The sequence below is a fragment of the Novosphingobium resinovorum genome (genome assembly GCF_001742225.1).
GTDB classification, from domain to species: domain Bacteria; phylum Pseudomonadota; class Alphaproteobacteria; order Sphingomonadales; family Sphingomonadaceae; genus Novosphingobium; species Novosphingobium resinovorum_A.
This window is the reverse complement of sequence record NZ_CP017075.1, coordinates 1,520,265-1,545,844: the sequence shown is the minus strand read 5'-3', so window position 1 is coordinate 1,545,844 and position 25,580 is coordinate 1,520,265. Positions and strand designations below refer to the sequence as shown.

General features: G+C 62.2%; 25 protein-coding genes. 16 read left to right on the top strand and 9 right to left on the bottom strand.

The annotated features are described in order from the left end of the window. Position 1: 1 nt before the first annotated feature. The 8 genes from BES08_RS33575 to BES08_RS07010 form a co-directional block, all read right to left on the bottom strand. Entirely contained in the window at positions 2-304 is a 303-nt protein-coding gene (locus BES08_RS33575; RefSeq protein ID WP_197524433.1) for a hypothetical protein, read from the bottom strand. A gap of 11 nt (positions 305-315) precedes the next feature. Beyond that, a complete protein-coding gene (locus BES08_RS32750; RefSeq protein WP_156799798.1) occupies positions 316-633 on the bottom strand; it encodes a hypothetical protein in 318 nt (105 codons plus the stop codon). Positions 634-645: 12 nt separating this feature from the next. Continuing rightward, positions 646-834 (bottom strand): hypothetical protein, encoded by a 189-nt coding sequence (locus tag BES08_RS07035; RefSeq protein WP_069707934.1) that lies wholly within the window; start codon positions 832-834, stop codon positions 646-648. Between the two features lie 245 nt (positions 835-1,079). Next, positions 1,080-1,454, bottom strand: a complete 375-nt coding sequence (locus tag BES08_RS07030; protein ID WP_069707933.1) for a hypothetical protein — start codon at positions 1,452-1,454, stop codon at positions 1,080-1,082. Positions 1,455-1,456: 2 nt separating this feature from the next. Then, positions 1,457-1,591, bottom strand: coding sequence for a hypothetical protein (locus BES08_RS34475; RefSeq protein WP_268957458.1), 135 nt, complete (start codon positions 1,589-1,591; stop codon positions 1,457-1,459). A 1,028-nt stretch (positions 1,592-2,619) separates the two neighbouring features. Continuing rightward, on the bottom strand, positions 2,620-3,075 hold the full coding sequence (locus tag BES08_RS07020; RefSeq protein ID WP_083274617.1) for an NADAR family protein: 456 nt from the start codon (positions 3,073-3,075) through the stop codon (positions 2,620-2,622). Further along, positions 3,072-5,600, bottom strand: a complete 2,529-nt coding sequence (locus tag BES08_RS07015) for a VapE domain-containing protein (RefSeq protein ID WP_069707931.1) — start codon at positions 5,598-5,600, stop codon at positions 3,072-3,074. Before BES08_RS07015 ends, BES08_RS07020 begins: the two co-directional genes overlap by 4 nt. 38 nt (positions 5,601-5,638) lie before the next feature. After that, positions 5,639-5,944: a hypothetical protein gene (locus BES08_RS07010; protein WP_069707930.1), complete on the bottom strand. Its 306-nt coding sequence runs from the start codon at positions 5,942-5,944 to the stop codon at positions 5,639-5,641. Positions 5,945-6,117: 173 nt separating this feature from the next. On the opposite strand from BES08_RS07010, the gene BES08_RS07005 reads away from it, so the two are divergent. The 16 genes from BES08_RS07005 to BES08_RS06930 all read left to right on the top strand — a co-directional run bounded on the left by BES08_RS07005 (position 6,118) and on the right by BES08_RS06930 (position 24,214). After that, positions 6,118-6,675 carry a hypothetical protein gene (locus BES08_RS07005; protein WP_069707929.1) on the top strand — a complete coding sequence of 186 codons (558 nt, stop codon included), beginning with the start codon at positions 6,118-6,120 and terminating at the stop codon, positions 6,673-6,675. A 112-nt stretch (positions 6,676-6,787) separates the two neighbouring features. Continuing rightward, complete coding sequence (locus BES08_RS07000; RefSeq protein WP_069707928.1) at positions 6,788-7,975, top strand: DUF2800 domain-containing protein; 1,188 nt, start codon at positions 6,788-6,790, stop codon at positions 7,973-7,975. Positions 7,976-8,012: 37 nt separating this feature from the next. Beyond that, the gene (locus BES08_RS06995; protein WP_069707927.1) at positions 8,013-8,732 is read left to right on the top strand and encodes an ssDNA-binding protein; all 720 of its coding nucleotides are present in this window, start codon (positions 8,013-8,015) and stop codon (positions 8,730-8,732) included. Between the two features lie 271 nt (positions 8,733-9,003). Further along, positions 9,004-9,195: an endonuclease domain-containing protein gene (locus BES08_RS34670; protein ID WP_069707926.1), complete on the top strand. Its 192-nt coding sequence runs from the start codon at positions 9,004-9,006 to the stop codon at positions 9,193-9,195. Beyond that, positions 9,192-10,943 (top strand): DNA cytosine methyltransferase, encoded by a 1,752-nt coding sequence (locus tag BES08_RS33570; RefSeq protein ID WP_069707925.1) that lies wholly within the window; start codon positions 9,192-9,194, stop codon positions 10,941-10,943. Before BES08_RS34670 ends, BES08_RS33570 begins: the two co-directional genes overlap by 4 nt. Next, positions 10,940-13,009 carry a hypothetical protein gene (locus BES08_RS06980; RefSeq protein WP_069707924.1) on the top strand — a complete coding sequence of 690 codons (2,070 nt, stop codon included), beginning with the start codon at positions 10,940-10,942 and terminating at the stop codon, positions 13,007-13,009. Before BES08_RS33570 ends, BES08_RS06980 begins: the two co-directional genes overlap by 4 nt. A 45-nt stretch (positions 13,010-13,054) precedes the next feature. After that, positions 13,055-13,366 (top strand): hypothetical protein, encoded by a 312-nt coding sequence (locus BES08_RS06975; protein ID WP_069707923.1) that lies wholly within the window; start codon positions 13,055-13,057, stop codon positions 13,364-13,366. After that, positions 13,363-13,617 carry a hypothetical protein gene (locus BES08_RS06970; RefSeq protein ID WP_069707922.1) on the top strand — a complete coding sequence of 85 codons (255 nt, stop codon included), beginning with the start codon at positions 13,363-13,365 and terminating at the stop codon, positions 13,615-13,617. The genes BES08_RS06975 and BES08_RS06970 overlap by 4 nt, the downstream gene beginning before the upstream one ends. After that, positions 13,614-14,348, top strand: a complete 735-nt coding sequence (locus BES08_RS06965; protein WP_069707921.1) for a hypothetical protein — start codon at positions 13,614-13,616, stop codon at positions 14,346-14,348. Before BES08_RS06970 ends, BES08_RS06965 begins: the two co-directional genes overlap by 4 nt. Further along, entirely contained in the window at positions 14,345-15,871 is a 1,527-nt protein-coding gene (locus BES08_RS06960) for a DEAD/DEAH box helicase (protein ID WP_069707920.1), read from the top strand. Before BES08_RS06965 ends, BES08_RS06960 begins: the two co-directional genes overlap by 4 nt. Beyond that, positions 15,868-16,281 carry a hypothetical protein gene (locus tag BES08_RS06955; protein WP_069707919.1) on the top strand — a complete coding sequence of 138 codons (414 nt, stop codon included), beginning with the start codon at positions 15,868-15,870 and terminating at the stop codon, positions 16,279-16,281. Before BES08_RS06960 ends, BES08_RS06955 begins: the two co-directional genes overlap by 4 nt. Positions 16,282-16,361: 80 nt before the next feature. After that, on the top strand, positions 16,362-17,051 hold the full coding sequence (locus BES08_RS06950) for a helix-turn-helix domain-containing protein (RefSeq protein ID WP_156799797.1): 690 nt from the start codon (positions 16,362-16,364) through the stop codon (positions 17,049-17,051). A 73-nt stretch (positions 17,052-17,124) separates the two neighbouring features. Then, positions 17,125-19,677 carry a hypothetical protein gene (locus BES08_RS06945; RefSeq protein ID WP_156799796.1) on the top strand — a complete coding sequence of 851 codons (2,553 nt, stop codon included), beginning with the start codon at positions 17,125-17,127 and terminating at the stop codon, positions 19,675-19,677. A 276-nt stretch (positions 19,678-19,953) separates the two neighbouring features. Further along, positions 19,954-21,561, top strand: coding sequence for a phospholipase D-like domain-containing protein (locus tag BES08_RS06940; protein WP_081798939.1), 1,608 nt, complete (start codon positions 19,954-19,956; stop codon positions 21,559-21,561). A gap of 229 nt (positions 21,562-21,790) precedes the next feature. Continuing rightward, the gene (locus BES08_RS06935; RefSeq protein ID WP_036524256.1) at positions 21,791-22,864 is read left to right on the top strand and encodes a helix-turn-helix transcriptional regulator; all 1,074 of its coding nucleotides are present in this window, start codon (positions 21,791-21,793) and stop codon (positions 22,862-22,864) included. Between the two features lie 222 nt (positions 22,865-23,086). Next, the gene (locus tag BES08_RS06930; protein WP_051586745.1) at positions 23,087-24,214 is read left to right on the top strand and encodes a tetratricopeptide repeat protein; all 1,128 of its coding nucleotides are present in this window, start codon (positions 23,087-23,089) and stop codon (positions 24,212-24,214) included. Here BES08_RS06930 and BES08_RS06925 read toward each other — a convergent pair. Further along, positions 24,200-25,576: an efflux transporter outer membrane subunit gene (locus BES08_RS06925; protein ID WP_008829567.1), complete on the bottom strand. Its 1,377-nt coding sequence runs from the start codon at positions 25,574-25,576 to the stop codon at positions 24,200-24,202. The two genes, BES08_RS06930 and BES08_RS06925, sit on opposite strands and share 15 nt — an antisense overlap. Positions 25,577-25,580: the final 4 nt, after the last annotated feature.

The following is a 25,580-nucleotide window of genomic DNA, read 5'->3' as shown; positions in this document are numbered from 1 at the left end:
GTTAAGCGCCGCGGATGCGAATGATTTTGGTGTAAACTTTGGCCGTGTCGAACGTATCGGCCGGCAAGGTTTCCAGCTCCTCGGCACCGGGGTGCCGGAATGTTATCGGCACCAGGGCGACCAGAGTCGGCACGTCATCATGACCATTGCGCCCCATCAGCGACACGGCCGCCGCAACATGCTTGCGCACGTCGCGCGGGCCGATGAACCTGTGGTTCAAATCACGGGTGTCGCCTTCCCAAAGGAATGCGCCGGTTGCCCCATCGGGCGCACTGCACTGGATAGCTTTGGCTGCAAATCGCATGTTGATACTCCTCACATTCCGATAGCGTGAGGAACCGGCCAAGCACCGGTGCAGCACCGCGAACTGTTCCGGCTGCCGGGGCGATCAGTTTGGGCGAAATTGACCCACTGATTCAGACAGAGGTGCCAGCGATACGCATACTCGCGTGCGGCTGCTTCTTCTTCAGTCATCCCGTCGTAAATGCGGACGCATAGACGCGCCATGGTGTCGCACCCCGGCAGCCGGTGAACTGTGCCGATATATTGCCGCACTAGTTCCAGCGCACTGGTTGCGCGCTCAACGGTGGCCGGGTCTCGGGTTGCGGCGCGAATGGATTCAATCAACGTCATAGCGTGACTCCATCACTCGAAAGTTGAAACGATAGGCGCAATTCGGGCGCATTCGTCGGTTTCCAGCCTCCACCGTTCACCGGCAAACTGGATAGGGAAAGGCGCGTCGCTGCAGCCAATCCCGACATATCGGGGCATGCCGCAACCGGCTGCCATGATGGCGGCAATCGCCAGCAACCCGGCTATCCCTTCGCGGATCATCGGCGATTCCTTTTCGCTTGGCAGTCGCAGCAAACCCCGTTGCGCGTGTACCGTTCGCCGGGGTGACCGGCCTTGCAGGGCGCTCCCGCATAGCGGGGCTTTCCGGCTTCCCGTGCCGCGTGCCGTTCGGCGTTGCGTGGGCGGGGCATATCAGCGCCTCCAATCCCGAAACGTCTCCAGCGCCGTAACGCCAGCGACCGCGCCGACCAGAAACATGGTGACAGCGTTTGCCCAATCAGCACACGTCATTCGCCCGCCTCCCGAACATATTCCGCAAGGGTTTGGGCGACTGCCTCGACCGTCATGGTCGGATCATCGGTGAACGGGTTGTACCCGATGCGCGCTTCATATTCGGCTGCCAGCACGTCGCGCCATTCATCGGTTGCGCGGCCTTCCCCGTCGCAGTGTTGCCGGTTGTCCAGAGGGACAATGATGAACCGTTCGTTCTCGGGAAACTCCCTTTGCGTGGCATCGGGGTAATCCACGTAAACGCCCATGGACGGGGAGATTTGCCAGAACGGGCAAGCCTCATTGCGCCATGACTCGTCTATCCAGTGGGCGGGGATGACGGGAAGGCTGGCGGCCGGATAGTCCGGGAACTCGCGTTGAAAGCGATCCATGCTCAGCGCTCCACGACGCAAGTGGTGCCGGGGCGGCGCGCATCGCGGCAATCTTCTGCCGTCAGATTGTAGTCATCAACGTAGACGTTTCCGTCTGACGTGATGCGCTCAAGCCGATACGTGGTCTGAGGCGCCACGCTACAGGCTGCAGTGATCAAGGTTGCGACTATCAGGGCCAAGGTATGCATTGCGAATCACTCCGTTGTTGAAAATCACTCTAAGGGTGCGGAGTGACTTTGCAAAGGGGTTTTTCAACTAAAGGTTGAATGTGAGGTCTACGGGGTTTCCCGTAACGGGCTCGACCAGGGCGCGCTATCGCGCTTGCTATGCATCGGTAATCCCGACGCTAACCGACTGGCAGCTGGCGCCCCGTGCTACCTTTCCCATGCGTTCCCATACGGTCCAGCCTTCCCAGGGCTTCCCATGCGTACCGGAGGCGCCGCTACCCGGCCACCTTCTGCCCCGCGCCCATCTTCCCATGTGGACCATGCGTTCCCATGCGTACCGGAGGCAGGCTTAGGGCCTTCCCTTTCCCATGCGTTCCCAGCGCTTCCCATGCGTACCGGCTACCCGGTGAGTTCGAGTCCCTCTTCGCACGGTTGCCTAGTCGCGCCCCTTTCCCATGGCTTCCCATGGCTTCCCATGTCGCTCCGGGTCCCTCCTACCCTGTGACCGCGTCGGTGCGTGGCGCTGAGCCGCCTTTTCTGACACAGTTCAAACTACCCCATGGGACCGATGCCGAAAATCAACCCTAGACCCGGATGGCTGTGACAGCCCAAGATCGTGTCACAAGGGCTGTCACACCCTGTAACCCGCAGAAATCCGCCGTTTGTGACAACTGTGACAACTGTGACAGCTTTTCTATAGAGAGTCGTTCGGTAGAGGGGGTAAATCAGTGACTCCGGCAGCCTCACGGCAGCCCGTGGAAGGGCGGTGTCGCGCGAGAAGTTATAGGAATCCCTGTCACGCTGTCACTCTTGTCACAACCGCAGGAAAACAGCGGCTTTTGCCACTGTGACAGGGTGTGACAGCCTGCGCCGAAAACCGCGAAAAAGGCCCGTTTAAGGTGATATCGCTCGGGTTGCGTGGCAAAAGGCCAGTTTTTTCTGAGGTTTGATTTTGGCTTTTCTGCGGTCTGAGAGGTCGAATTGAAACCTCGGAAAAACTACCCCAGAAGTGCGGCGAACTCGCAATCGCGGTTTTTCGTTCGGATCGCCATCAACATCCGACCGAGAGTGTTCGCGCCCGTTCCACCGTAAACACCCCAGAACCGATCGCCCCAGGTGTTACCTTCCTCAAGCAGCATCTCACCGGTTGCGTCGAGTGCGTCAGCAAGATGTGATCCAGCGGCGAACTTCTGCTCAAGGAGGTGGCGCATCACCTCGACTTTCACAGCTACCCAGTCGCGACGCACACCAAGTCGGCGGCCGGCAGTTCTCGCCATCGCCGGGTTCGGCATCATACGCACGATTGCCCGTTTGGCGGGTTCAACCGACTTTGCTGCTTGATAGGCGTGTTCTACCGTGGGGTAGATGATGTGATCGAGCGAGACTGCTGCCGGCCAAAAGTTGGAGAGGAAGCGGTGCGCACCGGTGAATGAGGTGACGCACCCTCCCATCATGTTGCTGCGCCGATGCCGATCTCTTTCGCCAGGCCACCTTCACGTTCGAAAGCCCGCTGCTGACCGTACTTGCCGAAGCGGGGGCGACGGGTGCTTTCCTTCCAGCCCGGAACCATACGCATGGAGCGACCGAGCGCCGCCGGCCACATCCCGGTATATTGGGCTTCTTCGCGACCCAGGCACTCGCACCAGATTTGCAGCAGACACGTCTCGTTTCGGTAGACCGGCTGGCCGTGCTCATCGAGATCGTCTTCGATGTTGCCGTTCACGATCGGCTTGCTCAGCCATTCTTCAATGCGACCGGCCATCGCGTCCTCGGTGCTTTCCACGCGCCGCGATTCTTGCAGTCTCTCGGCAGTCTCGCGAGCCTCGGCGTCAGCAAGGTACAGGGGCAGGGTGCCCTTCGGCTGCTCGGACCGCATCTTACGGTAGATATGCAGGGCCTCGGCCCAGAGCTGGTCGATGTTATCGGTCAACCGCTCCGTGTCGATCTCAGCTTCAAGGTCGCACCTAACAGGCAGAAAGCGGCGACCACCGGTGGAGTCCTTCAGGTAGACGTCGTCATTGGTCGATCCGATCAAGATGGCCTGACGATGGTACTCCTGCGCGCGCTTGGCGTAAGCTAGGCGAACCTTGTCGCTGCGGCGGCTGATGAACGCCTTCACATGGCGGACGTCGGCCTTGGTGAAGCCGCCCAACTCGTTCAATTCCACGATCCAGGCGCCCTGCAGCGTTTCTACGACCGCTTTCGTGTCGGTGACGTCGCAATCCAGTTCGGCGAACCAGTCCTTGGCGAGAACCGAGATGAAGGTCGACTTGCGCTTGCCCTGCATGCCTTCGAGGATGACGGCAGTGTCGAACTTGCAGCCGGGCTCAAAGACGCGCGCGACTGCGGCGACCATCATGATCCGAGCGACGGTGCGATGGTAAATGTCATCGGGCGCGCCGAGGTAGTCCACGAACAACGTCTCGACCCGCTTCTGGCGATCCCATTTCAGGTTCGAAAGGTACTCGCGGACGGGGTGGAAGCAATTCTTCCGACCGACGATGTCGATAGCCGCACGAAGGTCGCGATCCGGCACCTTGATGCCGTAGCCTCCCTGCGTTTTCGGGGCCTCAATGACCGCGCGAATCGCGTTGTCCTTATCCTCGGTCCACCAGTCGCCGTTGACCTTGTCGCGCATCACCCATGAGGCACCTTCAAGCTGAAGCGTCGGCTTGGCGGCGTTGGCACGGGAGCGCTTGCTGCCCGGCTTGCCACGCTGCACGATTTCTTGGGTGAATTCGTTGAACGCAGCCACCCCGCGGGTGCGAGCGTCGTTTTCGACAATCAGCCGGAGGTTGTGGAGGTTCGCCGTGACCTTGCCGTCTTCGTTAATCGCGAAAAGCGACGTCCATGACAGTTTGGTTTCTTCTTCGCTCAGCGATCCACCGTCCCAGTCGTCGTTATTCGCGGCCGCTGGAGCAGGGGTGCCGACGAGATCGTCAAAACCCTCGCCATCGTCCGCTGCCACCGTGTCGGCACCGAGATCATCGTCCAGATCATCGAATTCGTCAGCGAGCGACCGGGCGCGAGCGTCCTGTGCCCACTGTCGCACAGTGCCCATGGTGACCGGCTGCCGCCGATTGCGACCGAAACCACGCCACCGGCGAAGGTTCGCACGGCGGAAGTCCTTGTCGACCTTCAATGAGCGTCCGGAATACTTGGCCCACAGGTCGAAACCTTCATCCGAGCCACCGAACTGATGGTGCAGCGCCTGGCCGATCATGATCCACTGGTCGCGATCGTCCCAGTAGCTGACGGGCAGCACTTCGAGGTCACCTTCCAACTGCCCGGGCTTGAAGTCCAGGGGCTCACGGGCCTCGAAGGCATAGGTGGCAGTCTCGGCAGCGCCGAGCGATTCGACGACATCGGCGGAAATTGTCGGACCGCAACCAAACGCTAGCGCATCAAGATCGAACTCACGTTCCCAGCGATATGGCATCCGCGAATCGGGGTGGATCGAAGGCGGCATCGCAACCTGACGACTGGTGCCGAACAGGTCGATTTCCCAATCGTAGGACCAGACTTCCTTCTGACGCTGCGTGTCGAAGCGGCGATGTTTCCCCTCGGAAACGGCCAGTTTCTTGCCGAAGAACGGGCGGTCGGCGATGAAGTAGAGGTGTCGCGACTCGCCGCCCGAACCCGAGATGACGCTGGGGAGTTCGACCGGGTCGATCCCCGGGAACAGCTTCCCAAACGCTTCCCACGCTTCGTCCGCCAGATCCGGAATGCGGATGTCCAGATCGATGACGTAGAGGTAGCCGCCTTCGACAGCAGACGGTTCGCCCAGGCGCACGCCAAGGTTTGCTCCCCGGAAATGCGAGCGACGCAGCGTTTCGGCGTCGGCCACCGGGGCGTCCTGCCACTCGTCACCACCGGCGGGAGCCTTCGAACGGGCCTTCAGCCAATGCAGCGCAAAGCCGGCGTCAACCAGCGGCCCGATCGCCGCGAGAGTATTGGTATCGTGATCAGACGAAGTCATGAGCCGCCTAAATTCCAGAGCCCGGAAGGGCGGTCACATCAATCTGCGTAAACGTAGCGATTGAAGTCCTGGATCGTCGGCGGCTCACGCCCCACAGCAGCCAGCGCGGCAACATTGTCGGACGTGTTCGCGAGGTTGCAGAGTGCCTTCGCACTGCCGGGTGCCAGCTTACTGGCGCGCAGCCACTTGTAGACGCCTTCGCTGCTGCGCTCGATGTCGCGGCACAGCTTGCGGACGTCCAGCGCGCCGCGTGCGGTCAAGTGGCCGGGGAAGATCTGAACCAGATGCAGATACAGCGGGCTGTCGGTCCACAGGCCACGCCCGGCCGGGATGTCGTTCGTCATGTCGGGGGAACTCCGGTCTATTTGCGGCGACCTTATGACTGGCGACCCTGAAAATCAACTGTACGTGGTCACAATCACTAAAAGGTTGAAACTGTCATGAGGCTGTGGCTATATCACTGCGACTCGGCGGCACGGTCGCCGGGACGAACTTCAGCGAAGAAGGACCACCCCAAATGAGCACCCCTGCTGCCGCGCCGCTGACCATCGACGCGCTCTTTTCCTCCATCATCGCGCTGACTGCGGCGCTGAACCGTACCGCCGATAACCAGGAGCGCCTGATTGCCGGTCAGCAGGCCGCAATCGAGAAGATCGAAGGCGCGAAGACCACCACGACCCGCGCTCGCAAGCCCAAGGACGATGCTCCGGCGGCGACCACCACCGCGACCGAAAAGGCCCCCGAAGTCGAAGCGGTGAAGTCGTTCCTGCCCGACATCAAGACCGGTGACGGTGACGCGCTCAAGGCCCATATCCAGCCATGGCTCGGCGCCGTGGCGAAGGGCACCCCGGAAGCTGCCGAGCGTGTCGGTTTCCTCAAGGCGATCGCCGAGCACTTCGGTGTCGAGGCGAAGTTCGGCCCGCTCGCGGAAGGTGATGACCGCCTGAAGCAGACCCTGTTCTACTTCGAACGCAAGAAGGCCGGTAAGCCGGTCGACTTCAAGGTCGATTACGACTTCGACGGCGATCCCGAGCAGGAAGCCGAGGCACCGGCTGGCGACGACGACTTCGGCTGATCAGCCCCCGGCGACCGGGCGGCTTCGTGCCGCCCGGCGTTCCGGTGGACCGTGGGAGGTCCCGCCCCCCTCCCCCTACCTTCCACGGTCTTCCCGAACGACGGAGCCAACTGTGATCCCTGACGACATCCCGGCACACTCGGAACACGGGCCATCGTCGGCAGAGGGGTGGTTTAACTGCGCTGACTACATCAATGCCAACCGCGGACTCCCGGACGACCAGTCATGGGAAGCCGCCGAAGGAACGTTCGCGCACATCATCTCGGACGAATGTCTGTCGGACGGCACTGACGCAGATAGTTACATCGGTCGCACGGAAACCGTAGGTCGTTGGGACTTCACCTGGACCGAAGACGACGCAATGCTCTTGCAGCACGGCATCGACTGGCTGCGATCGAACCCCGGCTCGTTCTACAGCGAGCAGCGCGTTGAGATCACGCAATGGGTAGGTCTGGACAGCCACGGGAGGCGCCAGTTTGGCACGCTCGACCGGGCTGTGATCACCGACGAGTTCTGCATCATCTCTGACCTGAAGTGGGGAAGGGGAGTTCCGGTCCGGCCGGAGCGCAACAAGCAGTTGATGCTGTACGCGCTGGCATTCTACGAGGCGTACAAGCCGGAAATTCGAGACTTTGTCATCCACATTGATCAGCCCCGCCACATGGGCGGCGGCGGTCGCTGGGAATGCACACTCGACGATCTCCTAGCCTTCGGCGAAGAAGTCCGCCGCGCAGCAGACGCGACCCGGCAGCCCAACCCGCCGCGAACGGCAACCGAGAAGGGTTGCATGTGGTGTCGCCGGAAGAATGCGCCCGGCGGCTGTGGCACCTTGGATGAGTACGTGCTGCGCCTGCTGCAAATGGAGTTCGACGACTTGGATGCGCCCGCATTGACCCTGCCGACCGGCTTGACGCCCGAGCGCCGCCGCACGCTGTTCGACCACCGCAAGATGATCGAGACCTGGCTGGAGCGGAACGACGCCGAACTGTTCGAGCGTGGCTTGGCGGGTGATCCGACCGGCGGCCTGAAGATCATTGAAGGTCGCAAGGACGCCGACCGCTGGGAAGATGAAAAGGGTGCGGCTCAGATTGCCGTGACTGGCGTTTTGCGTGAGAATTGTTTCACTCAAAAGTTGATTTCACCAACTCAGGTGAGTAAGAGAGTCCATCCGGACAGCTTCGATTGGCTTCTCATCGAACCGCACATCAAGCGCGGCAAGAGGAAGCTGACGTTGGTGCCCGAGGAAGACGACCGGCCGGCAGTCACCTCTGCCGCCGAGTTCGAGGATCTGGATGACTGATCCTCTTTGGTAACTGGGCAACTGGAGCAACTGGAAAATGAGCACCGAGGAAAAGAAGGACGACGGCCGCACAGTCATGCTGAAAGGCGTGCCGATCTCGTTCACGGATTCCCTGAAAGACGCCAAGCCGACCGTGAAGGATGGGGTGCCCAAGCATGGGTGTAACATCCTCATCGTCGCCGGTTCGCCCAACGAGGCTGCGAACAAGGCAAAGATCATGTCTGCAATGCGGGCTGCGTGCCGCATGGAGTTCGGCGACGAGCGGGAAGACTTCTTCAAGGTCATCTCCGAGGACGATCCGAAGCGCGTCGCATACCGGAAGGGTGAGCGCTTCAAGAACAGCGAGACCCAGGAAGTCTACAAGGGTTACGCAGGCAACATGGTCGTCGCAGGCTACGGCCCCGGCGGCAGCAAGAACCCCCGTCGCCCGAAGCTGTTCAACCGCCGCCGCAAGCAGCTCGACGAGATCAACCCGGCGACCGAAAAGCCATTCTTCACGCTCAACGATGTCCCGGAAATCTTCTACTCCGGCTGTCTGAGCGACGTAAAGGTGTCGTTCTACGCGACCTCGCACAAGGACCAGGGCGGCAACGGCCTGTTCTGCACCATCGAAGCGATCCGCAGCCACGAAGAAGGTGAGCGCATGGCCGGCGGCTCCGTCCAGACCAGCGCCGACGAATTCGACGACCTGGACGATGACGACGACATCGGCGGTGCTTCGACCACCACGGCAGCAGCCGACGACGACTTCGGCTGATCAGCGGCGAAACACCGGGTGGCTTCGGCTGCCCGGTGAATCAACTAATAGGTGATTTTTGTTGCGCAAAGTGTGTCCGATCTGCCAGTTGCGGAAGCCGCTTGAGGCGTTTCATCGCCAAGCTAGCGGTAAGTTCGGGCGTCATTCGTACTGCGCTACCTGCGCTTGTGCGAAACAGCGGGCTTCGCGCACGAGAAACTATTCGGCTGAGCAAAAACGACGTTGGCAGCTGCGCACGCGATACAATTTGAGCCCTGCCCAAGTCGCCGAGATGACCGAGCGTCAGGGAAACAAGTGTAAGATTTGCCGGGTCGAGCTGACCAAGTTCCATATCGACCACTGCCACAAGACCAACAAAGTCCGCGGACTGCTCTGTCATCGGTGCAATATTCGGCTTGCCGCCCTGGATGACGCTGAGTGGCACGCGAGCGCCCTGCAGTATCTCAAGGATGCTGCGGCATGATCCGCTTCGGTTCGGTGTGCAGCGGAATAGAGGCTGCCAGCGTAGCGTGGCATCCGCTGGGATGGCGCGCGGCATGGTTCGCGGAGGTCGATCGTGCCGCCAGCGAAGTGCTCGCCCACCGTTTTCCGGATGTGCCCAACTACGGCGACATGACCCTGCTGGCGGGGATGGTGCGTCGCCGTGAAATAGAGGCACCCGATGTACTGGTCGGCGGAACTCCGTGCCAAAGTTTCAGTGTCGCAGGCTTGCGTGGAGGTCTTCAGGATGCCCGCGGCCAGCTCACCATCGCATTCATTGATCTCGCCAACGCAATCGATGAAATCCGCATCCCAGATCGCATGCCTCCGGTCATCGTGGTTTGGGAAAATGTTCCGGGAATCCTGACACATGCAGACAATCCACTCGGCTGCTTTCTTGCCGGGCTTGCCGGCGATGACGAAGCTCTTGAGCCTGGCCCACGACCTGACGACGGACGGTCCGCTGCCTACTGGACATGGGATAAAAAAGCCCGTCACCACCGTGCGAAGTGGCCGAACTCAGGTGCTGCTTGTGGACCCCAGAGGGCAGTCGCGTGGCGCATCCTCAATGCCGAATTCTTCGGACTGGCCCAACGACGCCGTCGTGTGTTCGCTGTCGCAAGTGCTCGTCCGGGATTCGATCCCACAGGGGTACTTCTTGAGTTCGAAGGCGTGCGCCGGGATACTGCGCCGCGCCGAGAAGCGGGGGAAGGACTTACCCATCCCGTTGCTCCTTGCCTTACGAGCAGTGGCAGGGGAGTCGAGCGAACCGGAGACACCCGCGGTCAAGACGCCGTCGTCGCTGTCATCGACGACGGCGGGCGAGTTCGAGGCGCTGCTGGGGTAGGCTTCGCCATCCCAACATGGTGGGATGGGCGAGATGTGTCCCAGACGCTCGACGCTGTGCTGCACAAGGGGCAGACCATGCCCGAGAAGAACCGCTTCCCGGCGGTTCTGCAGCCGATCGCGTTCAGCACCAAGGATTACGGCGGTGACGCAGCGTCGGAGAAAGATCCGACGCTGCGTTCGATGGGGCACTCAGGTTCGCACGCGAACGGCGGCGGGCAGATCGGCGTCGCCTATGCTTTCCAACCTCGCATTGCGCGCAACGGCCGCGGGGACATGGGGGATTGCGTCAACGCGCTGACCGCGCAGGCTGGTGAAACGGGCAAGGGCGACGCAGCGCCCTGCGTCGCCTACGAAGTTACGCCGTTCGACACGACCCAGATCACCAGCCCCGGCAACTACAGCAACCCGCAGCCGGGTGACCCGTGCCACCCGCTCGCCGCCGGCGCTCATCCCCCGGCAGTGTGCGTCACGGGGACCGTGACGCACACTCTCAAGGCCGAAGGCTTCGACGCTTCGGAGGACGGCACCGGGCGCGGGCAACCGATTGTCGTTCACGGAACACAAGACCCTTGCGTCGGAGAGATCGCCTTCGCGCTCGGTCGCAACAATGGCGGGGAGAATGTCATTCTCCCCGCCACCAGAATGGCCGTCCGTCGCCTGATGCCGGTTGAGTGTGAACGCCTGCAGGGATTCCCGGACGGATGGACTGACGTGCCCGCTGGCAAGTCGCGCAAACCTGCCGCTGACGGTCCTCGCTACAAGCAGCTCGGGAACTCGATGGCGACGAACGTGATGGCCTGGATCGGCCGCCGCATCGCCGCGCAGCTTGGCAGCAACGGCGGCCCGCCGCTCGACGACGAATTCGAGGCGCTGCTGGGATGAGCTTCTTCGATCCCGCCCGCACACTGATCGTCGACACCGAATGCGTGGCGAACTTCTGGTCGATCGGTTTCCGCCGAGTCAGCGACGCCAAGACGCTCATCATCGAGCATTCCGAGCGGCGTCCGATGACCGAGGCGCAGCAACTGCGCATCCGTAATCTGATCATGAACAACACTATCGTGACGTACAACGGCATCGGGTACGACATGATCATGATCTTCCTGGCGGCGGCCGGGGCGTCGAACGCCGAACTCAAGGCGGCAAACGACAAGATCATCGTCGGCGGCATGAAATACTGGCACGCCCGCGACCTGCTGGGCGTCGAGGTTCCGCGCGACTGCTTCCTACGGAAAGACGGCAGCCAGACCGAAGGGCTTCACCACTTCGACCTGATGGAGCCGCAGCCCAACGCTCGTGCGTCGCTCAAGACGCTGCAGGGACGCTTGCACGGCCGGAAGATGCAGGAAGTCGAGTGGGTGGACCGTCCGTTCACCTACGAGGAAATGGACCAGACGCTCGCCTACATGGGGAACGACCTCGAGGCGACGCACAACGTCTTCGACGCACTGATCGAGCCGCTGGCGCTCCGGGACACGTTCAGCCGGGAATACGGCATCAACCTGATGTCGAAATCCGACGCCCAGATGGGCGAGGCGATCATCAAGCGGCGCGTCGAGCAGGAGACCGGTGAAAAGGTCTTCAAGGTCGAGACGCCACCGGGCACCACGTTCAAGTTCAAGGCGCCGGAGTACCTTCAGTTTGAGCCTGGCAGCGAGCTGTCGGCCATCTTCGAGCGGGTCAAGCAGACCGACTTCATGGTCCTGCCGAATGGCAAGGTCGAACTGCCGGAGTGGCTGTCGGATCGCACCATCGACATCGGCGTGTCCAAGTATCAGATGGGCATCGGCGGCCTTCACTCGACCGAGAAGAACCGCTCCGTCCACGCGGACGACGAGTTCGCCTTGGTCGACTTCGACGTGGCGTCCTACTATCCTCGTATCATCATCAATTCGGGTCTGTACCCGAAGGCCCTCGGTCCTGCATTCCTCAAAGTTTTCAGCGCAATCGCCGATGAACGCCTGGGCGCAAAACAGCGTATCAAGGCGATCGACGAGGAGCTGAAGTCCAGCACCAGTCTCACGGCTCCCGCGCTGAATGCCGAGCGCGCCCGCGTCAGGGCGGTCGAAGCCGGACTGAAGATTGCACTGAACGGCACGTTCGGGAAGTTGGGCAGCCCATACTCGGTGCTCTACGCACCTCATCTGCTGATCACCACGACGCTGACCGGCCAGTTCGCCCTGCTGATGCTGATCCAGCGCGCAGAGGCGATGGGCATCTCAATCGTCTCGGCGAACACGGACGGTGTCGTCATGCGGATTCCACGCAGCATGATCGGTCCTATCAAGCGCGACCGGGTCACCGAAGGTGCGGTCAAGAATCTCATCGAGCAGTGGGAGGTCGACACCGGCTTCGTCATGGAAGCCACGCCGTACCGGTCGATCTTCAACCGTTCGGTCAACGACTACATCGCCATCAAGGAAGACGGTGCGGTCAAGTGGAAGGGTGTCGTCGCAAACCCTTGGCGCTCGGGGGATGGGTTCAAGCCGGACCTGCGCGGCCAGCTGATGAAGAACCCCCAGATGCCGATCATCGCGAATGCCGTGGTCGACCACATCACCAAGGGGACGCCGCTCGAAGAGACGATCCGTAGCGGCACCGACGTGCGCGACTTCATCACCGTGGTGAACGTGCAGGGCGGGGGCACCTGGCGCGGGGAATTTTTGGGAAAGGTCGTCCGTTATTACTGGGCGCACGGCGGCGAGGAGATCCTGCGTGCCAAGCCGCATGAGCGGACCGGCAACTTCGCGAAGGTCTCCAAGACGGATGGCTGCCGGCCGTTGATGGAACTCACCGGCGAGTTCCCGCCGGACGTCGATTACGAGACGTACATCCAGGCTGCCCGTGAAGTCCTGATGGATATCGGGTTCAACGAGCGCCCGCCAGCAGTAAAGCCGCTGCGGGTCTACAAATACAACGCGATCGGTTGGTTCGCGGTCGCGGCATGAAATTTAAATCAATCATTAAATGAAAATCAATCACGAGGTGTGCACATGCTAACTTACGCCGAAGCGCAGTTCTGCGGTATTCATAAAGCACCGTATTCAGCGTTTACGCATGGGCACGACTTCTGGGTGCGCGTCACTTGGAAGGATGCCGGTGATTTCCGGCTATGGCGCGATACTCTTGATGATGAGATCGCTGGCTTGGACCACGCGGATTTGAACGAACTCCTCGGCGACAAAGCAACGAACGAAGGTGTTGCCGCGTACCTCGGGGCCATTCTCGGAGCGGTTACGGTTGAGGTTTGGCGTTTCGACCGCGGTCGCCGTTTTGGCGCGATCTGGCAGAGAGACGGTCAGTGAACATTTACGTCCACCGTTTCACTTCGAAATGCCCAAGCAATGGCGCGCTGATTTCTTACAAGCTGGAAATTCGATCAAACGACGTGATCATGGTCGAAGAAATCATCACGGCCTGTGCTGTCGAAAGCACATATCACGAGTCCCTGGCAGATATTCTTTATGCGCGCTTCGGCGGGCAACAGTCGATGATCGCATTCCACCACGGCGTCTGCATTCAGACCTTTCGTCCGAGCCACACCGATTTCCAATGATCCATTTCCACGGCGGCCCGATCACCCCTGACCCGTGCGCAATCAAAGCATGGAAGGGCCGGCATGCCTTCATCAGTTACGCGCACTCGAGTCAGATCGGGCTCGCCGCCGAGATCTGTCAAACGTTTGCGCTCGACAATGGGGCGTTTTCATTTTGGAAAGCTAAAAAGGCTGTCGACTGGCCCGGCTATTATCGCTGGGTCTCGAACTGGCGACGCCATCCAGGATTCGATTTCGCGGTTGTCCCGGACGTTATCGAAGGCAGCGAGGCGGATAATGATCTGCTCGCCAACGAGTGGCCTTTCGAGCGTCACGAAGCCGCTGTCGTATGGCACATCAACGAATCCGTCGATCGGCTTATTCGTCTCGCCAACGAGTGGCCGAGAGTCGCGATTGGTTCTAGCGGCGAGTTCGACGTGTCACGTCCTCGCGCGTTTCTTGCCCGCATGAGGGCGGTGCTGCCGACCATCATAGACGCCGATGGTTACCCAATATGCAAGTTGCATGGCTTGCGAATGCTAAATCCCGCGCTTTTCTCACTGCTGCCGTTGGCGTCAGCTGACAGCACCAATGTGGCCCGTAATATCGGCATTGATAGCGCGTGGCGCGGCACATATCAGCCGCAAAGTAAGGAAACCCGTGCAGCGGTCCTAGTTGAGCGGATCGAGGCGATGAATTCGATCGGCGCATTGCCCGATCTAGTCGAAGACTTCGAACGGCTGCTCGGATGACCTACCTCCCTCCGCGCGACGCATTCTACGCCAGCATTGCCGCAGGCACCTGGCCGGATATCAGCCCGTTCACCCCGGTCCCGCTTAACCCGGGATTGTTCGACCCGGGCCTGCACTGGTGGCAGTTCGATCTGCTCGAACAGGTCGCCGCGTTGATGCGGGCCGGGTATCGCCGCGTCCTGCTACAATGCCCGACCGGCGGCGGTAAAACCGTCATGGCGTTGAGTGCGCTGCTGTCCGCCCGGCGGCAGGATCTGCTGGCGATGTTCCTCGTGCATCGCAAGGAGCTGCTGAAGCAGACCGGGCAACGGTTCACCAGTGCGGCGCTCGACCATAGTTTCGTCGCAGCCGGGTTCCCGTATGACCCGGCTGCCGGGCTGTTGCTCGGCGGCGTCCAGACGCTGGTGAAGCGGCTCGATAGCATGCTGCCGCCGGTACTGGTCATCGTCGACGAGTGCCACCATGCCGTCTCCAACACCTACGCCGAGATCCTGGAACGCTGGCCCGATGCGTTCATCCTTGGCCTGACAGCTACCCCGGAACGCCTCGATGGCAGGGGGCTCAACGAGCACTTCGACGTGATGGTGCTTGGCCCGCCGCCGCGGTGGCTGATCGATAACGGCTACCTGTCCGACTACGACTATTACGCGCCGGAGATTCCGGACTTCGCGGGGATCGATCCCGACCGCAATCGGGAAGCTGCGGCCAATGTGCTGCGTGAGCCGCGGCTGATTGGCAGCGTGGTCGACCATTATCTGCAACTGGGTCGCGGCGAGCAGGGCATCGTGTTCGCCCAGAACCGGGCACACAGTCGCGACCTCGAAGCCGCGTTTCTGGACCGCGGCATCCGGGCGATGCACGTGGACGGCGACACCCCGCAGGACCGCCGGGACTATTTCGACGACGCCTTCCGCGATGGCTACATTCGCATCGGTCTCAACGTTGGACTCTTCGGGGAAGGATATGACGTCCCCGGGATCAGTTACCTCGGAATCGACGCGGCCACCAAGTCGCTGGTGAACTTCCTCCAGTGGTGCGGTCGTGTGTTGCGGTTCGTCCCGGGCAAGCGGGCGGTGATCTGTGATCATGCCGGCAACGCGCTACCGCCGCTGCTCGGCGGCCGGGGGTTGGGGCTGCCGGACGACGATCGTGACTGGTCGATGCTGGGTAGGGGTGCCGGGAAGCCGGTGACCGAGAAGGACTGGACCACCATCACGCAGTGCATGGAGTGCTTCAGGATTTACCCATCCGCCGCGCCCTGCTGCCCAGGCTGTGCCGCGAACCGACCCGCGCAGCCGCGCATGACCCGGCAGCAGGAGGGGCAACTGCGGAAGCTGGAGCGCGAAATGCTGCAGCAACAGTTGATCCAGCGCCGGAAGCAAGAAGAAGCCGAAGTCCGCACCTTCGACGAAATGGTCTCTCTGGCGCTTGCACGCGGACACAAGAAGCCGGTCGGGTGGGCGCGTATTCAATGCCGTCTTCGTCGCATTCCGATCGTAAGTAAAAAGGGCTACCTCCGATGAGTGAATTCGATGATCTTCTCGGAAAAGGGCGTAGCGAACACGCTATTTTAAATGATGCACTGATCGGCATCACAGCGCTCAAAGACACTTTTGCTTATCGCCAGAACACGGGTCAGGCGTGGCAAGGACGATCTGTAGATGTCTCTCCGGGAGAATACATAAAAGTCTTGCCGGGCATGAAAATCCTAGAGGCTGCGCGGCCAATTGACTTCGGCTTGGAAGGTGCCGGGGATATCGTCGGGCATCGGCGAGGGCGTGCTTTTCAGGTGGAGACGAAGACTTTAACCGGGCGCCAAAGACAAATGCAAAAGAACTTCGAACGCATTTGGGTTCAGAGAGGTGGAATCTACATTTTGGCCCGCGACCCAGACGAGGCGGTTGAGAAGATAAGAGTGATTAACTCAAATTGATTCAACCAACGCTTGACATTAGAATGGAGTCGCTCCTATTTATTCAACCGTAAGTTGAACTTCCCCCAACAGGACAACAGATGCTCACCACCCCTGCCACCTCTCGGAAGCGCCCTCGTGACGTCAGCCTCGGAATGAGGCTCGAGCAGGCTGCAGATCTGCACCCGCACTGCCCGCCCAAGCACCAAGGCCGGCAGGTATGGGTTGCGGAGCAGATGTCTCGTAAGGGGCATAAGGTTAGCAATGAGACTGTCCGCAAATGGTTCGAAGGTGAAGCCAAGCCGCGCCCTGAAAAGGGTGCCGTGCTAGCTGAGGTCATGGGCGTCGATCCTGCCTGGCTCCAACTGGGCATCGACACCGGGATGACGACCCGCGACCGCAAGGTTCGCAACGCCATGGCGAGCGGCGCGGTCAACATGGTCGCAGGCATCATCCAAATGGATGGTGGGGCGCCGGCGTTTCCCGACACAGCTGATACCCGTGCCGAGCGTGAGCACATTGATCTCTACGCAATCATCAAGGGCGCGAACTATGCGCTCCATGTAGCCACCGGTGAGAAGGCGGGCGACCAGGTCGGCTTCTCGGTGCCGAGCGCTCTTGGTGAAAACGTCATCGTCTTAGTGCTTGTTCGCCACGGGCTGCATTTCTCGCTTTTCGAGGCGACTCCCGATATCATCGAACTCAATAGCGAAATGAAGGGCGGCAGCTTTGAAGTGCATGCTGACGCGGCCGCACTGCGGCAGATTACTGGGTTCACCGAAAGGCTGTAACACCGCAACGTTGAGAGATCACGTATAAGGTGATACTCCGAAGGCTGTTTGGTCAGCCCTCGGAGCCTTGCGCGTGCCCACTGCAGCGGAATTCAAAAACAAGGTCAGCAAGTCTGTCACCAACATGGATCGTTGGGACGGGATGGTGAATGGTGGTGCTACCGCTGTTATCCAAACTGATAACGGACCTGTCCCGTCGTGGGCAAAATTTCTCGCTGATTTCGAAGCTCAAGGCGGTAACATGTCCGCGATTGGAGCCACAGTCAGCACCACCGTGCAACGCGACGCCTTCTGGGCGACCGAAGTGAACCGCACCAAGCTGGTGTACGTCAACAACAACAACGGCTCTGCGACAGATCCCGCGAACGGTGTTTATGAATACGTGGACGGTACTCCGAGGTTCGCTCAGGGGTTTTATAATGGCATCACAGAAATTGTCCAACCCCTTGTTACGCAAGCCCAAGCTGCGGCTACGACCGCAAGTGCGCAGTCTACCAATCTGTCCAACGCCACCTTCGCCAAATATTTCGTATTCCCCGGCTTCGTGCGCTCGGATAATGGCCGCATCGACACGACGACGACCCCTGGCGTCTACGTCAACACGGGCTACCTTGATCTCGACGAGATCAACATTGCAGAAATCAACCTGCAAGGTGGCACCGGAGCCTATTCGATTGCCTACTACACCAGCGCCTTCGCGCTGATCTCTGGTGCGGCAGCAGCCAGCAACGATGCTTACGTCAGTACCATTCCGGCGATCCCATCGAACGCGGCGTGGGTTGCGCTGTCGGCTCGCGCCACACAAGGCTCTCAGCGCCTTGTAGTCGCGGTGAAGCCCGCGAAGTTCCTCGATGGACAGCCCGACGCGGGGCTTCTGGGCAATGGAAACCTGTTCACCCTTCTGCGTTCGCCGGGGTATTACAACAACGCATCCCCGCCCGTTCTGGTGGCCGATCCGAACTGGATCAACTCGGACCCCATCAAGGTAACTCCAGGCTATCAGTTCAGCTACGACGCCTATGCTTCCACGACCGTTTCCGTCTTTCGCTACACCGATGCGTCGGGGGCGTATGCGGGCAGGGTTCTGGGCACAAATGCCAATGCCCGCAACACGATTAGCGCCATCGTACCGGGGGCTGCGGCATACACAGGATCGATTTCCGGAACGACGCTCACGGTTACTGCGGTTGCATCGGGCACACTTTCGGTTGGCTCGGTAGTCGGCGGCGCATCCGCTGGAACCATCATCACGGCGCTGGGCACCGGAACTGGCGGCACCGGCACTTATACCGTCAACAATTCGCAGACGCTGGCTAGCGGCGCACTGACGCAGCCTGCCGCGCAGTTCGTACAAAAGTCCGCAGGAAACCCCGGCGCACTGGGTGCTGCGGCGACCTCCGCGACTATGCCGAACACGATCAAGTACGGTCCTGCGGCATCAACCGGACTGGCCGCTCCGTCTACTTTGGAAATCGCAGTTGGTGATAACCTATCCACCTACATGACCGCGAATGGCTTCGTCACGACGGCGGGCACCACACCAAACAGCCAAGTTACTTGGAAGCGCACCGTCGCACCCTTGGCCATGCGCCCCGCGAACCAAGGCAAGCGTTACATCGCGTATAGCGCTCGCGGCTCAAGCAGCATGAATATTATCACTGCCTTCGACGGCGCCGGAGCCATCGTGGATTCAGTGCCGGGGTCGGGGTCATTTGCGCAGTTCAATGGCCTTTTTGAGGTGCCGGATGTCGCAGTGTCGGTCCATCTTTGTCGCGCGACGGACTATCCCGCAACCTTTCGCTATCTGATCGACGTTCCCCCTAGCGGGACACCCGTTGCGACCCCTGCGCAGGTCGGGGCCACCTATGGTGATAGCCGTTCATCAACCGACTATCCGTTTATCGCAACCATCGGGGCCGAGGTGACGGGGTGCGCAATCACTCTTTGTGGCCGATCGGGGCATACCGCCCAGCAACTCGCTAGCGACGCCGATCTTGCGCTCTTGTTCGCCATGAACCCGGTGCCGCGTTTCATCACCGTCCTGCTCGGTGGTAACGACACCGGGGCGGCGGGCACAATTGGCACCTTCAGTGCGACGAGCCGCAATGCCCTTGCTGGCGAGCCGGTGCTCAATCCGGCGACCGATCGCATCCCGCTTGCCACGGCTACGCCTGGGAGCGGCTTCCTGCGCATCCAGTATTACGACCTGATCTATCGCAAGATCATTGCGCAGTTCAATAACTGGCGCGCGAGGGCAAACCTTACGGGGTCGGAGACTGAAGAAGAGAAGAACGCCAAGATGGACGCGGTGGTGAAGCCGCTCATTATTCCACTGGCAGATATCCCCCAGTTGCGCGCGGCTGGAGAGGCAAACTACGCCGATTACAGCGACCCGGCTAGCTGGGCTCGCAAGCGCTATGGCACCATGGAGGCGGCGAGCATCAACGGGCTAGACCCCATCGATCTGCCGGGCATCTTCCCGTTCGACATGTCGCTTGAAGTGCCGTGGTCCACTCCCACGGACAAGACCAACAACCGCGGGACCCGGTACTACGACGCACTTCACCCGAACAGGCAGCAATGGAAAGAGCAATGGTTCGTCATCAAGGCAAGGCGCTTGTCGTGATGCCAACACCATCACCCACCTTTTTTCAACGACCACGTCCCAAGGCGTAACACGACCACTTTCCCATTCATTCCCAGCGGTTTGAGGTCACACCGTTGTCACGATTCTGAGAAACCGCAGTTTTCTGCGTGCTAGTGGTAGTCTCCTCCGCTACCATCCTTCCCGGATCCCACCTACATTTCGATACCCGCATGTGACCCCTCCGCAAGGCATGGGTTTACATGTGCTTGCCTCCCCCCCTACCACGTCTGGGCGGGGTGAGATCGAGGTATGTGAATGGCCCTTGTGCGGCGATGGCAGGTGGCGCTGCTGGGAATGACCGGCCTTGGAGCCGCAGCTTTCGGATTGATTCGCGCCAATAGGCTTCCGCGTCGCCGGGCTTCTTCCGACATTTCGCCTCCCGCCAGGGGCGAGACGACGCTTTCGCGCGTGGCGCAGGAGCGGGCGGCGCGGCACCCGGGACTGTCCGGAGTGCATCTTGTGCCCGATGCGGTCGATGCCTTTGCGGCGCGCCTGCTGCTGGTCAAGGCGGCCGAGCGTACGATCGACTTGCAGTATTACATCTGGCACGGCGACCGCACCGGAACCCTGCTGCTGGAAGCCGTGCATGAGGCGGCGCAGCGCGGGGTACGGGTGCGGCTGCTGCTCGACGACAACGGCATCGCCGGGCTCGACGGCGTGCTGGCCGCGCTCAATGCCCACCGCAACATCGAGGTGCGCCTCTTCAACCCCTTCCGGATACGCTACCCCAAGGCGATCGGTTTCCTTGTCGACTTCGGGCGCCTCAACCGGCGGATGCACAACAAGAGCTTTACCGTCGATGGCGCGGTCACTATCGTGGGCGGGCGCAACATCGGCGATGAGTACTTCGGCGCGGGCGACGGCGCCCTGTTCGCGGACCTCGACGTCGTCGCGATCGGCCCGGTCGCCCGTGAGGTGGAGGCGGACTTCGAGCGTTACTGGACGAGCGAATCGGCCTATCCGGCGCGGCAGATCCTGCCGATCCTGGGCCGCCGCAAGCGTGCTAAGCTGCGATCGCGCGCCTCGGTGGTGGAGAGCGATGCCTCGGCCCGCCGCTATGTCGAGCGTCTGCGCAGCCTGCCGCTGGTGCAGGATGTGGTCGAAGGCTCGCTCACATTCGAATGGGCCGAGGTGCGGATGATCAGCGACGATCCGGCCAAAGTCGTGCGCGACATCGAATATCGCAACCTGCTGGCCGGCAAGCTCGACGGGGCTATCGGGCGACCGCAGCGAGAGATGACGATAGTGTCGGGCTACTTCGTGCCGGGCGAGCAGGGCACACGTCAGCTTGCCGATTATGCCCGCTCTGGGGTCAAGGTGACGGTCCTCACCAACGGCTATTCCGCGACCGACGTGGCGTTGGTCCATGCCGGGTATGCGCCCTGGCGCAAGCGGTTGCTGCGCGCGGGTGTGCGCCTGTTCGAGACGGCGGCAGAAGTGCGCGGCGTGCCGTCGAAGAAGCAGCGCCGGCAGGGCAATCGTCTCGGCATCGGCAGCCGCCTGCGGCCGACCGGCAGCGGTTCGTTCGCGGCGCTGCGCTCGGGCGCGGCGACGATCCACGCCAAGACGATCACCGCCGACAGGGAGCGGCTGTTCGTCGGCTCGTTCAATTTCGATCCGCGTTCGCTCAGGCTCAATACCGAACTGGGTTTCGTGATCTACAGCGCCGCCCTGGCCGGGCAGGTGGCCGACGCGTTCGAGACCATCGTTCCGGATGCGGCGTACGAAGTTACGCTGGACGCACAGGACCGATTGCACTGGACCAGCGAACAGCGCAGCGCCGCGCGTGAGCCGGGGCTGGGCCTGTTCGACAGCCTCCTGATCGGGTTCGCCTCGCGCCTGCCGATCAGTTGGCTGCTGTGATCAGGGGCAACTCCACATAGCCCATCCGTGCGGACAGAGCTTCGGGGATACTAGGATCTGGCCGCGCGTTGCCCAGGCCATGGTGGGATCGCACGTGGTTCATGAGCCTATCCCATGGAAATGTGGAGAAATTCACCCTCTGAAAATCATGGAGGACGGGGTCCGTGCTCGACAAGTCAGGCGCGGCGCGCAATCTGGATGTATTGCACAGGGGTAACCGGGGGGCGCCATGTCGTTCGGAATAGAGGAAATTTACGAGGCCGCCTTCGATCGAACGCGGTTTCCTGAACTGATCGAACGGCTGGGGGCGGCGATGGGAGCGCAGGCCGGTTTTATCGGCTGGAGCGACCCGGACCGGCAGGTCGGATTCCAGTTCCAGTTCGGCAACGACCCGGTCTGGCTTGGCCGCTACGTCGAGACTTATGCGGCGCTGGACGTGCTGCTACCGCATCTCCACGCCATTCCCGAAGGCGAATGCCGCCCGGCCTGGGACCTGATGCAGACGCCGGAAGTGCGCGAGAGCCGGTTCTACCGCGAGTACCTGGCGCCACAGGGGATCGTCGACAACCTGGCGGTGAACCTCATCAAGCGGCCGGGCATCATCGCCAGTCTCGCCCTGCTGCGCCGTGAGCCGGCCGGGCGTTATACGAAGCTGGAATGTGCCAGGCTGGCGGCGCTGGTGCCCCATCTGCGGCGTGCGATTTATATCCAGAGCCATCTCGTGCGGGCGCAGGAGCATGCCGCCGCCGACCGCGCCTTTGCGGGAAGCGCCGGGAGTTCGGTACTGTTGCTCAGCGCCGAGCACGTTCTGCTGGAAGCAGCCCCGGCGCTCATCCCCCTGCTGCACCTGCGCATCGGCGAGCCGATCGGCGAGGGCGTGCTAGGCAACGCGATCGCACGGGCGATCACGCAAGGTGAGCCGGTCGCGGTCGAGGTGGTGCCGGGGGAGGACGCGTCGCCGGTTCGCGTGCTGCTCGAATCGCGGCGGCTGGACACGTCCCGCTTCGGTGACCTTGCGGACGGGCCGGCGGCGTCGTTCGCGGTGCACGTGACGCGCGTGGATCTGCCGCGCGCCATCGCCTTCGACGCCATCGGCAGCCTCTACGGCCTTACTACCACGGAACTGCGGGTGCTGAAGGATGCGGTAGATACCGGCGATCTCACCGCGATCGGTGACCGGCAGGGCATGGCGAGGGCTACTGCGCGCACGCACCTCCATCGCATCTACGAGAAGACGGGGACGCGCAGTTTTGCCGGACTTTCCAGTCTTGTGCACCGTTTCGGGACGATTTCTTCGGGCTGAAAAGATGCAGGGCCTAAACAGATGGTGGATGCGGGGCCGGGGGTTAGCGCCTAAGCATTTGGCGGAGGGCATCAGGGGGTGTCCGAAAGCGAAATGGTGGGTTCCATGATGAACGTGCCGTCGATGCGAGCCGGTTCGAGTGGGGGCACTGGGGCTGGTTCCGAGACCGGGTCCGCGTGGCCGGGAGAGTCTTCTCCGCGCTATTTTTCCGATGATCCCGCCGTGGCTGCGGCTCGCCGGTTCGAGGCGTTCGAAGGCGTGCTGATGGCGGCGGCGCTGCTTGCGGCGGCAGGCATGTTCATGGCGGCGGCAAGCAATACTTATTCGATCACGGGTAGTGCCTCGGCAGCGACGGGCGTTTCTTCCGAATTGCCGTCGGACCCGACCATCGGCGGGCGGTTGCTGGTGGCACAGGATCTCGTCGCGGACCGAGAGACGGCGGGGCTGGAGCGGGCGATCGGGCTGCTCGAGGGAGTGACGGCCCAGGCGCCCGGGTTCGCGCCGGGCCATGCCGGCCTTGCCGAAGCGCTGATTCTCTCGCGCGAGTTCGGCGGCAGGAACGACGCCGATGCATTTCGGCAGGCGCGGGAAGCGGCATCGGCGGCGGTGCGGCTCGATCCCGACCTCGCTTCGGGCCATCGCCTGCTGGGCTTCATCGCCTATTGGCGAGACCACGATTTCGCGCAGGCGCAGAGGCGTTTCGCCCGCGCGCTCGCACTCGATCCAGACGATGTGCTGTCGCACTTCTGGTACGGCAATATCCTCAGCGACCATGGCGATCATGGAGCGGCGCTGGCGCAACTGGAGCGCGCGGCGGTACTGGAGCCCGGCTCCCTGCCGATCCGTACCGACCTGGCCTGGGCGCGGTGGTCGGCGGGACAGGACGCGATCGGTGTCGCGACGCTGAAAGACATCGCTGCGTCTCATCCCGAGTTTCCGGTCGCGCAGGACTGCCTGGCGGTGATCGCGCTAGTCGATGGCGACCACGCGGGTTACGTCCGCCACTTCACCCGGTTCGCCCGTTCGCGTGCGGATGCGCGGTTGCTGGCGAAGGCTGGCGAGTTGACCCATGCGGGGCAGGGACGGCTGCTTGACGTGGTCTACGAACAGGCGCTGGCGGATGTAGCGGATGGATCGCGCAGCCGGGCGTGGCCGGTGCTCGTCGCGTCGCTGCGGGGAGAGCGGGCATCGGTGGTCAGCCTCCTGCAGGCGGCCGATCGGGCGAACGAGGCCTGGGGCGACGCGGCGTTGATCCCGCGGATTCGCGCCGCATGGAAAGGCGATCCCGAAGTTGCCGCGATGATCGACCGGCGCGTGAGCGCGAACGCGGTGCGGCTAGCTTCCCGTTGAGGGGACCTGCCCACCGAGGGCCTGATAGACCTGCACTTGCGCGACCAGCCGGTTGTAGCGGTTCTGGATGAGGCTGCTACGCGCGCTGCGGGCACGCTCCTGCGCGTCGAGCCAGGAGCGCAGGGGGATGAGCCCTGCGCGGTACTGCCGCTCGTACAGGGCCTCGGCGTCGACGGCGGCATCGAAGTTCTGCGCCGCGAACTGAGCCTGCCGGATGTACTGGTCGCGCGCCGAGAGCGAGACCTGCGTGTCGCGCAGGGCATCGTAGAACGTCTGGCGGAAGTCCTGCACGGCGATGTCGTAGTCGGCACGCGCGACGCCGGTGGCGAGGCGCACCTTGGCCGGGTTCAGCTCCGCCAGCGATAGCGCGCCGCCGAGGCTCGCGACCGGGTTGGTGAAGAACTTGAGCAGCGAGGAACTGGCCGTGCCGAGCGCGCCGGTCAGGCTGAAGCTGGGGTAATAGCTCGCGACCGTTGCGTCACTCGTCGCCAGCGTGGAGCGCAGGCGCAGTTCGGCGGCGGCAAGGTCCGGGCGGTTGGCGAGCAGGGAAGCAGGGACGCCTGCAGCGACGGCGGGGAGGTCGGCCTGGGGTAGCGCCTGAGGTTCCTGTCCATCGTAATCCTGCCGGGCGAGCAGGGCGGCGATCGTCTTGAGCGCTTCGACGCGGGCCTGCACCAGCTGCGTTTGCGAGGACTCCTGCGACGCGACGGTCTGCTGCGCGTCGCGCAGTTCGAGGCGGGAGACGGCGCCCGCATCGTATTGTCGCTGCACCAGTTCCAGCGCCCGGCGTACATAGGCAAGGCTCTGTTCACCCAGCGCGATCTGCTCGTTGGCATAGGCGAGCTGCCACCATGCCTGAACCGTGGTGCTGACGAGTGCGAGGCGGGTTTCGGCAAGGTCCTGCGCGGTGGCCTGCGCTTCCCAGCGGGCAGCGTCGGCCTGCGCATCGAGGCGGCCGAACAGGTCGATCTCCCACGACGCGCCGAGCGAGGCGGAACTGCTCTTGCTCCACGCCGAGCCGCCTTCCAGCGCCTTGGACGCGTCGGATGAGGCATTGGCCGACAGGCTTGGCAACAATGCCTGCCGTGCGAGGTCCGACGATAGCTTCGCGCGCTTGAGGCGTAGCCCGGCGGCGGCGAGGTCGGCATTGTCGGCAAGGACCCGGTCGACAAGGGCGGTCAACGCGGCATCGTCGAACTCGTTCCACCACGGTGCGCCGACCTTCTGCGGCGCGCCAAGCACGCCCGCATCCCAGTTCGCGGCGACCGGCACGGCGGGCGCGGCATAGTGCGAGCGGACCACGCCGCCGCAGCCTGCGGTCAGCGGCAACAGGGCCAGCGCGGCAAGGAGGTGAGGGCGCATCGTC